The sequence below is a fragment of the Nitrospirillum guanabarense genome (assembly GCF_034653355.1).
GTDB lineage: Bacteria > Pseudomonadota > Alphaproteobacteria > Azospirillales > Azospirillaceae > Nitrospirillum.
The window spans coordinates 260166-273003 of sequence record NZ_JAYEER010000001.1; the positions used below are offsets into that span (position 1 = coordinate 260166).

11 protein-coding genes and 1 pseudogene are annotated in these 12838 nt (G+C 67.3%); all 12 read left to right on the forward strand.

What is annotated here, in order from left to right; all coding sequences use genetic code 11:
• Nucleotides 1-8 precede the first annotated feature (8 nt).
• Nucleotides 9-686 (forward strand): HupE/UreJ family protein, encoded by a 678-nt coding sequence (locus tag UAA55_RS01045; RefSeq protein WP_322950810.1) that lies wholly within the window; start codon nt 9-11, stop codon nt 684-686.
• A gap of 1 nt (nt 687) precedes the next feature.
• Nucleotides 688-1272: a hypothetical protein gene (locus tag UAA55_RS01050; RefSeq protein ID WP_322950811.1), complete on the forward strand. Its 585-nt coding sequence runs from the start codon at nt 688-690 to the stop codon at nt 1270-1272.
• Between the two features lie 52 nt (nt 1273-1324).
• Nucleotides 1325-2524, forward strand: a complete 1200-nt coding sequence (locus UAA55_RS01055) for an acetyltransferase domain-containing protein (RefSeq protein WP_322950812.1) — start codon at nt 1325-1327, stop codon at nt 2522-2524.
• Nucleotides 2525-2765: 241 nt separating this feature from the next.
• Nucleotides 2766-4892: a TonB-dependent siderophore receptor gene (locus UAA55_RS01060; RefSeq protein ID WP_322950813.1), complete on the forward strand. Its 2127-nt coding sequence runs from the start codon at nt 2766-2768 to the stop codon at nt 4890-4892.
• Between the two features lie 90 nt (nt 4893-4982).
• Nucleotides 4983-6059, forward strand: a complete 1077-nt coding sequence (locus tag UAA55_RS01065; RefSeq protein ID WP_322950814.1) for a PepSY-associated TM helix domain-containing protein — start codon at nt 4983-4985, stop codon at nt 6057-6059.
• The gene (locus UAA55_RS01070) at nt 6056-6982 is read left to right on the forward strand and encodes a 2-hydroxyacid dehydrogenase (protein ID WP_322950815.1); all 927 of its coding nucleotides are present in this window, start codon (nt 6056-6058) and stop codon (nt 6980-6982) included. Before UAA55_RS01065 ends, UAA55_RS01070 begins: the two co-directional genes overlap by 4 nt.
• Before the next feature lie 261 nt (nt 6983-7243).
• Nucleotides 7244-7912 (forward strand): haloacid dehalogenase type II, encoded by a 669-nt coding sequence (locus UAA55_RS01075; RefSeq protein WP_322950816.1) that lies wholly within the window; start codon nt 7244-7246, stop codon nt 7910-7912.
• An 8-nt stretch (nt 7913-7920) separates the two neighbouring features.
• The gene (locus UAA55_RS01080) at nt 7921-9210 is read left to right on the forward strand and encodes an NAD(P)/FAD-dependent oxidoreductase (RefSeq protein ID WP_322950817.1); all 1290 of its coding nucleotides are present in this window, start codon (nt 7921-7923) and stop codon (nt 9208-9210) included.
• A 145-nt stretch (nt 9211-9355) separates the two neighbouring features.
• Nucleotides 9356-10762, forward strand: coding sequence for an ABC transporter substrate-binding protein (locus UAA55_RS01085; protein ID WP_322950818.1), 1407 nt, complete (start codon nt 9356-9358; stop codon nt 10760-10762).
• A gap of 3 nt (nt 10763-10765) precedes the next feature.
• A complete protein-coding gene (locus UAA55_RS01090; RefSeq protein ID WP_322950819.1) occupies nt 10766-11755 on the forward strand; it encodes an ABC transporter permease in 990 nt (329 codons plus the stop codon).
• Between the two features lie 29 nt (nt 11756-11784).
• Nucleotides 11785-12645, forward strand: coding sequence for an ABC transporter permease (locus UAA55_RS01095; RefSeq protein ID WP_322950820.1), 861 nt, complete (start codon nt 11785-11787; stop codon nt 12643-12645).
• A gap of 1 nt (nt 12646) precedes the next feature.
• Nucleotides 12647-12808, forward strand: a pseudogene (locus tag UAA55_RS01100) (hypothetical protein); the annotation flags it as partial.
• Nucleotides 12809-12838 lie beyond the last annotated feature (30 nt).

Here is a 12838-nt window from a genome sequence, read left to right on the forward strand (position 1 = left end):
CGACGTTGATGCCGGCCGGCCTTCTGGCCCTCACCGCCGCCATCCCGGATACCGCCTGGGCGCATGGTGTGTCCGACGCCGACAAGGCCTTCATCACCGGTGCTGACGGCATCAACATCGTCCCCTACATCTATCTGGGCGCCAAGCACATGGTCACCGGCTACGACCATCTGCTGTTCCTGGTCGGTGTCATCTTTCTGCTGTACCGGCTGAAGGACGTCGGCCGCTACGTCACCCTGTTCGCCATCGGCCACAGCACCACGCTGTTGCTGGGCGTGCTGACCGACGTCCGCGCCAACACCTATCTGGTCGATGCCATCATCGGCCTGTCCGTGGTCTACAAGGCGCTGGACAATCTGGGCGCCTTCCAGACGGTCCTGGGCTTCACGCCCAACCCGCGCATCGCCGTCCTGGTCTTCGGCTTTTTCCACGGCTTCGGCCTGGCCACCAAGCTGCAGGAACTGTCCCTGTCGCGGGACGGGTTGATCCCCAACCTGGTCAGCTTCAACGTCGGCGTGGAGATCGGCCAGTTCCTGGCGCTGAGCGTGATCCTGATCCTCATGAGCCTGTGGCGGCAGACGGAGAATTTCCGGCGCAGCGTCGTCGCGGCCAACGCCGCCCTGATGGCCGCCGGCTTCGTGCTGGTGGGCTACCAGCTGGCGGGCTATTTCCAGCAAGGAACCTGACATGGCAAGCCCCCCCATGGACCATTACACGGTTGAGCCCCGCACCCTGACCAAGGCGACGCTGGGCGCCGGCGTGGCCGCGACCCTGATCCTGACCCTGTTCGTCCTGCCGGCTGAACGCGGCATCGACCTGACCGGCATCGGTTCGGTCATGGGTCTGACGCGCATGGGCCAAGCGGAGAAGGAGACGGCGGCTCCGTCCCTGGCACCAACCGCCATCCCCATCCCCAACCGCGCGCTGATCGAAAAGACGGCACCGCTGCGCAGCGATGAGATGACCCTGACCCTGGCGCCCCACTCCGGTGCCGAGATCAAGGCGCATATGCGCGAGGGCGACCATTTCATCTTCCGCTGGGAAGCGAGCGCGCCCGTGAAGGTGGACATGCATGGCGAGCGGGTGAACGCCGGCGACGAGTTCACCAGCTATTGGAAGGAAAAGGAACTTGCCACTGCCCAGGGCAGCTTCACCGCCCCGTTCGAGGGCACGCACGGCTGGTATTGGCACAACCGCGGCGACGCGCCAATCACCGTGACGGTTAGGACCAGCGGCTTCTACGGGGACCTGTTCAAGCCCCACGCCGAATAACCGGCGATCAGAAGTCAGAAGAACGACAGCAAAAAGAACGGGGATCGGGCACATGGTAAGTCTGGATGGGAAATCGGCCCCCTATCATCTCCCGGCCGCCACGGCACCGATGGCCAAGGCAGGCCAGCGCCTGACGGCCATCGACGCGCTGCGCGGCCTGGTGATGCTGTTCATGTTGGTCGACCATGTGCGGGAGACGCTGTTCCTGCACATGCAAGTGACCGACCCGGTGGATGCCCACATCGTGGCGCCCGCCCTGTTCTTCACCCGCCTGCTCAGCACCTTCTGCGCCCCGACCTTCATCGCGCTGACCGGCCTGTCCGCCTGGCTGTACGGCCAGTCCCACAGCCGGGCCGAGACGTCGATGTTCCTGATCAAGCGCGGCGCCTTCCTGATCTTCCTGGAACTGACCTTCGTCGGCTTCGCCTGGACCGCGCAGTTCCCGCCCCAGATCTTCTGGCTGCAGGTCATCTGGTGCATCGGCTTCTGTATGATCGCTTTGGCCGGCCTTTTGTACCTGCCGCGTCCGGCGCAGCTGACCCTGGGCATCGCCATCATCGCCGGCCACAACCTGCTGGACGGCATCGTCCTGACCCCGGCGTCCCCTTTCTTCGCACCCTGGGCGATCCTGCATCAGCGCGCCCTGATCGATCTGGGCGGCGGCCTGGTGGCCAAGACGACATATCCCGTGCTGCCCTGGATCGGCGTGATCCTGCTGGGGTACACCGCCGGCCCCTGGTTCGCCCGGGGCACCGATCCCGCGCCACGCACCCGCCGCCTGGCCCTGCTGGGTCTGTCCATGCTGGCGGCCTTCGTCGTCCTGCGCGGACTGAACGTCTATGGCGACAAGCCTTGGTTCGATGCCGACACCGGGCTGCGTACCGTCATGAGCTTCCTCAGCCTGACCAAGTATCCGCCTTCACTGCTGTTCCTGCTGCTGACGCTGGGTGTGGGCACCCTGTTGCTGGCGCTGTGCGAGCGGATGCGGGACAGCCGGGCCATTCCGCCGCTGGCGCTGTTCGGCGGCGCGCCGATGTTCTTCTATCTCCTGCATCTCTATGTCCTGAAGGCGCTGTACCTGGCGGCCTTCGCCGTCTGGGGGCCCAACAAGGGGACGACCTTCGGCGTCGACTACATATCCACCATGTGGGTCTGGGTGTTCCTGCTGGTCGTGCCGCTGTACCTGCCCACCCGCTGGTTCGCGCGGCTGAAGCAGCGCCGCAAGGATCTCGCCTGGCTGAAATACCTTTAAGGACGGCGGCAGATTCGGCTGTTTGACGGACCTGGGCAATATTCCCATCCAAAAACACCTGCGCCTTCAGGGAAATATTCCCCCGAAACGGCCCAAGATAGACATCAATAAAGCACGGGCAAGTCAGGGCCCTCCCTTCCGAAACTCCGTCCCGTGGCGAAACCTCGTCGCGTACGGATGGCCGTACAAAAAAGAAGTCTTAGGGAGCCTTCAAACCAAACAAAACAGGGGGCGAGAAAAAATGACGGGTCGTTCCAGTTTCCGTTTCTTTTGTGCCGCAAGCGCTGCCTATCTGATGTTCATGCCGGTGGCCCGCGCCGCCGATGACCAAGCCCCCGCGACGGGTGACAGCCTAGAGGAAATAACGGTCACGGCGCAGAAGCAGCAATACCGCGGCGATGTGCCGGCCCAGGCCATGCCGCAAAGCCTGCAAGTCATTTCCAGCGAATTGCTGTCCGACATCGGGGCCACCCGGCTGGACACGGCCTTGGACATGGCCGCCGGCATGGCGCGCCAGAACAACTTCGGCGGCATGTGGGACAGCTACGCCGTCCGCGGCTTTTCCGGTGATGAGAACTTCCCCAGCGGCTATCTGGTCAACGGCTTCAACGCCAGCCGGGGTTTCGGCGGGCCGCGCGACGCCTCCAACATCGACCATATCGAAATCCTGAAAGGCCCCAACTCCGCCCTCTTCGGCCGGGGTGAACCCGGCGGCACGGTCAACATCCTAACCAAGAAACCCAAGTTCGACCCTCAGGGCAGCATGACGCTGACCGCCGGCAACTATGCCGACAAGCGGGTGGAGGGCGACGTCACCGGCCCCTGGACGGACAATCTCGCGGTGCGGTTGAACGGCGCCTACGAGGACGGCCACAGCTTCCGCGACACGGTGCGGACCACCAAATACACCCTGACGCCATCGGCCTTCCTACGGCTGAACGACCAGATGAGCCTCAGCTATGAAATGGAGGATGTGCACCAGGAGATGCCGTTCGACCGCGGTGTCGTGGCGGTCAACGGCGTGCTGGGCAAAATCCCGGCCAACCGTTTCCTGGGAGAGCCCGCCGACGACAAGATGAAGATCGACGGCCTGAGCCATCAGCTCCAGTTCGAGGACAATTTCGCCAAGGACTGGAGCCTGTTGGTGGGCCTGTCCTACCGCGACACCGCCATGAAGGGTTATTCCGACGAGGCTGAACTGACCGCCAGCCGCCAGAAGCTGTACGTCGATGGCCAGACCCTGTCGCGCCAGCGCCGTTACCGCGATTATGAGACGGGCGATCTGGTCGGCCGGGCGGAGGTCAGCGGCAAGTTCGACACCGGCATCTTCACCAACCATGTGCTGGTCGGTGCGGATTGGGACCGGTTCAGCTTCGACCAGTTGCAAAACCGCTTCCGGCCGACGCTGGCCAACCCCAACGGCATCAACATCTACAATCCCGTCTACAGCACCACCCTCAAAACGGTGGGCAGCTTCGTCAACAGCCTGGAGATCGACAACTCGGGCGGCGTCTATTTCCAGGACCAGATCGACCTGACGGGGCATTGGAAGCTGCGCGTTGGCGCCCGCTACGACGACTACAGCCAGGACATCTACAACCGCCTGACCGGCACCTGGACCCGATTGTCCGACACCGCCACCAGCCCGCAGGCGGGCCTGGTCTACGAAGTGTCCGACATGCTGTCGCTGTATGCCAGTTATGGACGCGGCTTCCGCCCGAATACCGGCACGGACGCGAAGGGCGGCGGCTTCAAGCCGGAAGAAACCGAATCCTACGAGGTCGGGGCCAAGCTGGCGACGACGGATGAAAAGCTGACCGGCACCCTCGCGCTGTTCAGCATGACCAAGAACAACATCATGACCGCCGACCCGGTCAACGCCGGCTTCTCGTTGGCCATCGGCGAGGCGGAGAGCAAGGGCGTGGAGGTCGACGTGACCGGCACCCTGCCCGGCGACTTCAAGCTTTGGTTCTCCTACGCCTATACCGACGCGGAAGTGGCCAAGGATTTCCTGGATCCCAACTTCGGCCTGGCCATCCACAAGGGCGACCGCCTGATCAACATTCCCAAGCACAGCGGCAGCCTGCTGCTGACCCGGGACTTTCAAGTCGGCGAAGGCGTGGTGACCGTGGGCGGCGGCGTGAACTATGTCGGCAGCCGCCTCGGGGAAACAGGCGCGAGCTTCACCCTGCCGGACTACACGCTGACCCGGCTCATCGCGTCATACGCGCCGAACAGGAACTGGAAGATCTCGGGCGAGATCAGCAACCTGTTCGACGAGACCTATTACTCCGCCTCTTACTCCCGCCTGTGGGTGACGCCGGGCACGCCGCGCACCTACCGGGTGCACGCCAGCTATCGCTTCTGATGGCGGCACCCAGATCGTTGTTCCCCAGCGCCCGCCGGCCGGCTCTCTGCCCTCAGCCGCCGGTGGGCGCACCCCCACACGCAGGATGCCATGGTCCCTAAGCGCGTCCTTTTCCAGGTCCACAAATACGGCGGCTTGGGCGCGGCCCTGTTCATTCTGGCCCAAGCCTTGTCGGGTATCCTGCTGGTGCTGCGCCGGGGCCCCGGGCCCGCCGGGTTGACGGGGGAGGCCCCCGCGTCCGGCGTGTCCCCCGGCGATGTCCTCGCCACCCTCGCCGCCGCCCATCCCCAGGATCTTCTTCAGCGCCTGGTCTTCCCCGACCGGCCCGAGGCACCCTTCCTGGCCCATCTGTGGGAACCCGATGGCACCATCCGCTACGTCGCGCTCGACCCCGGCACCGCCCACATCCTGCGGGACGGTCCCCTCTGGCGTTTCCCGGCGGAGATCCTGTCGCATCTGCACGACCAGATGCTGGCGGGCCGGCCGGGAACAGCCGCCATCATCCTGGTCGGACTGGTCACGGTCGCGACGACGCTGGCGGGCGTGGCCCATTGGTGGCCGCGCCCCGGACGCTGGCGGCAAAGCCTGACCGTGCAGTGGCGCCAGCCCGCCCGCCTGGTCCTGCGGCAGGCCCATCGCACCCTGGGCGCGGTCGCGGCCCTCCTCGTCGGCGTCAGCGCGCTGTCAGGGCTGACGCTGGCGGTGCCCATGCTGTTGGACGCGCCTCCCCCGCCGTCATCGCCCACCACGATCATGGCCACCGACGTCGACACGGCGCTGGCGTCCGCCCGCGCGCTTTTCCCGGGCCATGCCGTCCGTGACCTGCGCTTCCCCGGCCCGAAGCTGCTGGACGTCTATTTCCACGCGCCGGAGCGCAATGCGGAAGCGGTGCACAAGGTCCGCATCGACCTGGCCGACCAACACGTCGTCCAGGTCGTCGCGGCGAACGACGATCATGCCGCCTGGGTGGTCGTCCTGCCCCTGCATACGGGCGTCCTCGGCGGCGGGCTTGGCAGGGCGCTGGCCTTGTTCAGCGGCCTGTCCCTGGCGATGATGGCGGTGACCGGGCCGGCGATGTGGTTGCAGCTCGCGCTGGCCAAGGCCCGCAATCGCCGGCGCCAAATGGCCGGCGCCCCCTCGAATGTCGCCAGGAAGGCACGGCCATGACCTTGCTCTACAAGTCGGACCCCGAGCGTGGCAGCGCCTGGCGCGCGCTGTTCGCGGACCAGGCACCCGACATCGATTTCCGTCTGTGGCCCGAGGTTGGGGATCCGGCGGCGGTACGCTATCTGGCAGCCTGGGCGCCCACCCCCGACGTCTACGCCGGCCTGCCCAATCTGGAAATCCTGTTCTCCGTCGGGGCGGGCGTCGACCAGTTGGACCTGTCACAGGTGCCGCCATCCGTCACCGTGGTGCGCATGATCGAACCCGGCCTGACCGATGGCATGGTGGAATACGCGGTGTTCGCCACCTTGGCCCTGCATCGGCACATGCTGGATTACATCGACGCCCAGCGTCAGGCACGCTGGCAGTCGATCCGCCTGATGCCGGCCGCGACGCGGCGCGTGGGTGTGATGGGCCTGGGTGTTCTGGGGCAAGCGGTGCTTCGGCGGCTGGCAACCTTCGGCTTTCCTCTGCGGGGGTGGAGCCGATCACCCCACGTCATCGACGGGGTGGATTGCTATGCCGGAAGGGACCAGCTGCCCGACTTCCTGGGGCAGTGCGACCTGCTGATCTGCCTGCTGCCGCTGACGCCGGAGACGCGCGGCATATTGTGCCGCGAGACCTTCGATCTTTTGCCGGCCGGCGCCGGACTGATCAATGTCGGCCGGGGCGGGCACCTTGTGGAAAGCGACCTGCTGGACGCCCTGGATGATGGCCGGCTGTCCGGCGTGGTGCTGGACGTGCTGAACAGCGAGCCGCCACCGGCGGCCCACCCATTCTGGTGGCATCGCCGCATCTTGCTTACGCCCCACGTCGCCAGCATGACACGGTCCGACACCGGTGCCGCCGCCCTGCTGGACAACATACGGCGCCACCAGGCGGGGCAGCCCATGCAGGGCGCGATCCGCCGGGACCTGGGCTACTAAGCCGTCCGATGGCGCAGCAAACTATGCTGAATGTCCGGGGCAAAAGGCCCGATCCTGCGCCCTCCCACCCCTCTTTCAAGGGCATGTTTTGAACCGCCTGTGGCCTAATGGCGGCATAAGAACGGTGACCGGACAGGGTAACCAGGGATGCTGTGGAAGTTGCCGACCTGAACCGGCCGCGCGACCGCCTCACGTCCGTCTCCGCCGGGACCGAAGGGTCAAATCCCGATTGCCAAATCCCGATTAATGGAAAGACGTCGCATGACCACGTTCCGGCCCAAATACATCACCTTCGACTGCTACGGCACCCTGACCCGCTTCCGCATGTCGGACATGGCCCGGGAACTCTTCCCCGATCGGGTTGCGCCGGAAAACATGGACCGCTTCGTGAAGGACTTCGCGGCCTACCGCCTGGATGAGGTGCTGGGCGCCTGGAAGCCGTACAAGGAGGTCATCCGCAACGCCGTCCGGCGCACCTGCCGGCTGTGGGGCATCGAATACCGGGATGAGGAGGCGGTGCGCATCTATGAGGCGGTGCCGACCTGGGGCCCGCATCCGGACGTGCCCGCCGGGCTGGCCAAGGTCGCCAAGGAAATCCCACTGGTGATCCTGTCCAATGCGTCCAACGACCAGATCCACCGCAACGTGGCCCAGCTGGGGGCGCCCTTCCACGCGGTCTACACCGCCCAGCAGGCCCAGGCCTACAAGCCGCGCCTGCAGGCCTTCGAATACATGCTGGATCAGCTGGGCTGCGACCCAAAGGACATCATGCACGTGTCCTCCAGCTTCCGGTACGACCAGATGTCGGCCTTCGACCTGGGCATGGGCGCCCGGGTGTTCGTGGCGCGCGGGCACGAACCGTCCAATCCCTATTACCGCACGCACGAGATCGCCGACATCGGCGGCCTGCCTGGCCTCGTGGGACTGTGACCATCCCCATGACCGCGCCCAAGCCCCTCTCCTACTGGCTTGATACCGCGCCGCCCTTCACGGGTGGCGCGGATGGCGGCCTGGCCGATCGCACCGACGTCGTCGTCATCGGCGCCGGCTTCACCGGCCTCGCGGCCGCGTTGGCGCTCAGCCGGCGCGGCGTCTCCGTCACCGTGCTTGAGGCGGACCGGGTGGTGGGGGCGGCCTCCGGCCGTAACGGCGGCCACTGCAACAACGGCTTGGCTCACGACTACGCCGCCCTGTCGGCCAAGCTGGGACGGGAGCGGGCCAGCGCCTACTACCGTGCCCATGTCGCCGCCGTCGACACGATCGAGCGGCTGGTGCGGGAAGAGGACATCGCCTGCGATTTCCACCGGCCCGGCCGTCTGAAATTGGCCGCCAAGCCGGAGCATTTCGAGAAATTGGCCAAGGCGCACGACATCCTGCGGGCGGAGGTCGACACCAACGTCCGACTGGTTCCCCCCACCCGCATCCTGGAAGAGGTCGGATCGGCGGCCTTCCACGGTGGCTTGGTCCAGACCACCAGCGCCCAGCTGCATGTCGGCAAGTTCGGCGTCGGCCTGGCCCACGCGGCGGCCCGCGCCGGCGCCCGCGTCCATGAAGGAACCCCCGCCACGGACATCCTACGGCGTCCCGGCGGCGGTTGGCGCCTGGTGACACCGGCGGGCGAGATCGTCGCCGACCAGGTGCTGGTCGCCACCGGCGGCGGCGGCGCCATCGGCCCCTTCCAGTGGTTCAGGCGGCGCATCGTCTCGGTCGGCAGTTTCATCATCGCCACCGCGCCGCTGGATCCGGCCCTGCTGGACCGGCTGCTGCCCCGCCGGCGCAACTATGTCACCAGCAAGAACATCGGCAATTACTTCCGCACCACGGCCGACAACCGCCTGGTCTTCGGTGGCCGGGCGCGGTTCGCCGTGTCCAACCCCACCTCAGACCTCAAGAGCGGACGCGTCCTGGAGGCGACGCTGGGTCGGCTCTTCCCCGATCTGGCGAACGCGCCCATCGACTATTGCTGGGGCGGCATGGTGGACCTGACCGCCGACCGCCTGCCCCGCGCCGGCCAGCACGAGGGCCTGTTCTATTCCATGGGCTACAGCGGCCATGGGGTGCAGATGGCGGCCTATATGGGCGAGCGCATGGCCGAGGTGATGATGGGCCGGCCCGACGCCAACCCCTGGGCCGACCTGGACTGGCCCAGCATCCCCGGCCACCTGGGCAAGCCCTGGTTCCTGCCCCTGGTGGGCGCCTATTACCGCATCCAGGACATCCTGCATTGACGGCCCGCCCCACCCCGCCCCTGGTCACCCGCCGCCGGCTGATGGGCGGGATGCTGGCCGGGGCCTGGTCCTGCCGCAAGCCGCATGGGCGGGCGGCCAGGGACCGGACGCACCCCGGCGAGGAGGGCGCATCCGGGTGGCGGGCATGTCCAGTTCCACCGCCGACACCCTGGACCCGGCCAAGGGCGCCCTGTCGACGGACTACACGCGCCACTATATGTTCTATAACGGCCTGACGCGCTACGGCGCCGACCTGTCGGCCCAGCCCGCCCTGGCCGAGGTGCTGGAGAGCGATGACCGGACGCGCTGGCGGGCCGTCCTGCGCAAGGGGGTCACCTTCCACGACGGCAAGGCGCTGACGCCGCGGGACGTGGTCTATTCCCTGATGCGCCACCAGGATCCGGCCACGGCGTCCAAGGTGCGGCCGATCGCGGAGCAGTTCCGGGCCGTCACCGCCACCGGGCCCGATGAGGTGATGATCGAGCTGACCGGCCCCAACGCCGACCTGCCGGCCATCTTGGCGGATTCCCACTTCCTGATTGTGCAGGACGGCGCCACCGACTTCAGCCAGGCCGTCGGCACGGGGCCTTACCGCTGCGCCGCCTTCCAGCCCGGCATCAACACCATCGCCGTGCGCAACGACAACTACTGGGTTCCCGGCAAGCCGCACCTGGATGAGATCGAGCTGATCGGCATTCCGGACGAGGTGTCACGCGTGAACGCCCTGCTGTCGGGCGACGTGCACCTGATCATCGCCGTCAACCCCCGCTCCACCCGGCGCATCGAGGCGTCGGCCGGATATCGGGTGTTGGAAACCAAATCCGGCCTCTACACCAACCTGATCATGCGGCAGGACGCGTCGCCGACGCGCGACCCGGACTTCGTGCTGGCCATGAAATACCTGTTCGACCGCGGCCTGATCCGCCGCACGCTGTACCGCAACTACGCCACCATCGCCAACGACCAGCCCATCCCGCCCGGCAATCCCTACCATCTGGCCGACCTGCCCCAGCGCGCCTACGACCCCGACCGCGCCGCCTTCCATCTGCGCAAGGCGGGGCTGGCGGGCGCGCGGCTGCCGGTCTACGCCTCGCCGGCGGCCGACGGATCGGTGGACATGGCGTCCATGCTACAGGAATTCGCAGCAAAGGCCGGGCTGCAGCTGGCGGTGAACCGGGTACCGGCTGACGGCTACTGGTCCACCCACTGGATGCGGCACCCGCTGAGCTTCGGCAACACCAACCCCCGGCCCACGGCGGACATGCTGTTCAGCCTGTTCTACAAGTCGGACGCCCCCTGGAACGAGTCCGGCTGGCGCGACGAGCGGTTCGACCAGTTGCTGCTGGCGGCGCGCGGTGAACGGGACGAGGCGCTGCGGCGCCAGATGTACTGCGACATGCAGGTGCTGGTGCACGACCATTGCGGCGTCGGCATTCCCGTCTTCATCAGCTCTCTGGACGGCTATGACCGGCGCCTGAAGGGCCTTTCCCCCATCCCCGTCGGCGGCCTCATGGGTTACTCCTTCGCCGAGCATGTCTGGTGGGAGGGCTGAGCCATGGGCCACGCCACCCCGAAACACGGGTCCAGCGGCACGATGGCGGCCGGCCGCCTGATCCTGCGCCGCCTGGGCTCGGCCCTGCTGACCCTGCTGCTGGTGTCTGTGGTGATCTTCACCATCAGCGCCCTGCTGCCCGGCGACGCCGCGGAAGAGGCCCTGGGGCAGAGCGCCACGCCGGAGGCGGTGACGGCCCTGCGCCACCAGATGGGCCTGGACCAGCCGGCACACCTGCGCTACGTGCGCTGGCTGGGCGGCTTGGTGACGGGCGACCTCGGGCAGTCGCTGGTGGCCAGCATGCCCGTGGGCCAGGTCATCGCCGGCCGCCTGCCTAATTCCCTGACCTTGGCGGGCCTGACCGCCGCCGTCGCCGTCCCCGTGGCGCTGGCCATCGGCATCCTGTCGGCGCTCTACCGCGACACGCGGCTGGACCGCGCCCTGAACCTCATGACGCTGGGCATGGTGGCGGTGCCGGAATTCCTGGTGGCCACCCTGGCGGTCCTGGTCTTCTCCGTCACCCTGCGCTGGCTGCCCTCCATCACCGTGGTGCGCGAGACCATGGGCTGGGCGGAGACGCTGCGCGGCTACGCCATGCCGGTGATGACGCTGGCCTGCGTGACTGTCGCCCAGATGGCGCGCATGACCCGCGCCGCCGTCATCGACCAGTTGTCCCGGCCCTATGTGGAAATGGCGGTGCTGAAGGGCCAGGCGCCCACCCGCGTCGTGCTGGTCCACGTGCTGCCCAACGCCATCGCCCCCATCGTCAACGCCATGGCGCTCAGCCTGTCCTACCTGCTGGGCGGGGCGGTGATCGTGGAGACGATCTTCAATTATCCCGGCATCGCCAGCCTGATGGTGAACGCCGTCACCAGCCGCGACATGCCGCTGCTGCAGGCCTGCGCCATGATATTCTGCGCCGCGTACCTGCTGCTGATGCTGGCGGCCGACGTCTGCGCCATCCTCGCCAACCCGAGGCTGCGCGGCCGATGACCCTGACCGCCCCCGCACATGAGGACAGCATGGCCAGACGCGCATCCCGGATGGCGAGCCGATGCCGGCACTGGCTGTCGGATTTGTCCGTCTCGGGCCGGGTGGGCCTGACGCTGGTCCTGCTGTGGCTGGTCCTGGCCGCCGTGGGGCCCCTGCTGGCGCCCTATGGCGTGGGCGCTTTCGTGGCGCCGGAAGTCTTCGACGGCATGAGCGCCCGGCACTGGCTGGGCAGCGATTATATGGGCCGCGACGTGCTGAGCCGCCTGCTGTCCGGCGCCCGCTACACCGTGGGCCTGGCGCTGGCCGCCGCCCTGCTGGCCAGCGGCATGGGCGCCGGCCTGGCCCTGATCGCCACCGTCAGCCCCCGCTGGGTGGACGAGGTGATCAGCCGCCTCATGGACACCCTGGTTTCCATCCCCAGCAAGGTGTTCGCGCTGGTGTTGGTCGCGGCCTTCGGCTCTTCCCTCACCCTGCTGCTGCTGATCGCGGCGGCGACATACACGCCCGGCGCCTTCCGCATCGCCCGCGCCCTTGCCGTGAACTTGTACCAGATGGACTATGTCCAGGTGGCGCGCGCCCGGGGCGAGGGCCGGCTGTACATCGCCGGGGCCGAGATCCTGCCCAACATGATCCATCCCGTGCTGGCGGATTTCGGCCTGCGGTTCGTCTTCATCGTCCTGCTGCTGTCGGGCCTGAGCTTCCTGGGCCTGGGCGTGCAGCCGCCCAACGCCGACTTGGGTTCCCTGGTGCGGGAGAACATCTCCGGCCTGGGCGACGGCGCGCTGGCCATCCTGGCGCCCGCCATCGCCATCGCCACCCTGACCATCGGGGTCAACCTGCTGATCGACGCCCTGCCGGGCCGCGGCCGGCGCATCACGGGAGGACGCTGAGATGACGGCTTCGTCCGATCACGTTCAGGTGTCGGGGCTGCGGATCACGGCGCCGGGCGCGGATGGCCGGGCCGATGACGGGAACGTCGTCATCGTCAGCGACGTGTCTTTCACCATACCCAAGGGCCAGGTGCTGGCCTTGATCGGGGAATCCGGTTCCGGCAAGACCAGCATCGCGCTGGCCCTGATGGGT

Coding starts and splice junctions, on each gene's coding strand:
- UAA55_RS01045 (WP_322950810.1), top strand. CDS start 9: ATGCCGGCCGGCCTTCTGGCCCTCACCGCCGCCATCCCGGATACCGCC.
- UAA55_RS01050 (WP_322950811.1), top strand. CDS start 688: ATGGCAAGCCCCCCCATGGACCATTACACGGTTGAGCCCCGCACCCTG.
- UAA55_RS01055 (WP_322950812.1), top strand. CDS start 1,325: ATGGTAAGTCTGGATGGGAAATCGGCCCCCTATCATCTCCCGGCCGCC.
- UAA55_RS01060 (WP_322950813.1), top strand. CDS start 2,766: ATGACGGGTCGTTCCAGTTTCCGTTTCTTTTGTGCCGCAAGCGCTGCC.
- UAA55_RS01065 (WP_322950814.1), top strand. CDS start 4,983: ATGGTCCCTAAGCGCGTCCTTTTCCAGGTCCACAAATACGGCGGCTTG.
- UAA55_RS01070 (WP_322950815.1), top strand. CDS start 6,056: ATGACCTTGCTCTACAAGTCGGACCCCGAGCGTGGCAGCGCCTGGCGC.
- UAA55_RS01075 (WP_322950816.1), top strand. CDS start 7,244: ATGACCACGTTCCGGCCCAAATACATCACCTTCGACTGCTACGGCACC.
- UAA55_RS01080 (WP_322950817.1), top strand. CDS start 7,921: ATGACCGCGCCCAAGCCCCTCTCCTACTGGCTTGATACCGCGCCGCCC.
- UAA55_RS01085 (WP_322950818.1), top strand. CDS start 9,356: ATGTCCAGTTCCACCGCCGACACCCTGGACCCGGCCAAGGGCGCCCTG.
- UAA55_RS01090 (WP_322950819.1), top strand. CDS start 10,766: ATGGGCCACGCCACCCCGAAACACGGGTCCAGCGGCACGATGGCGGCC.
- UAA55_RS01095 (WP_322950820.1), top strand. CDS start 11,785: ATGGCCAGACGCGCATCCCGGATGGCGAGCCGATGCCGGCACTGGCTG.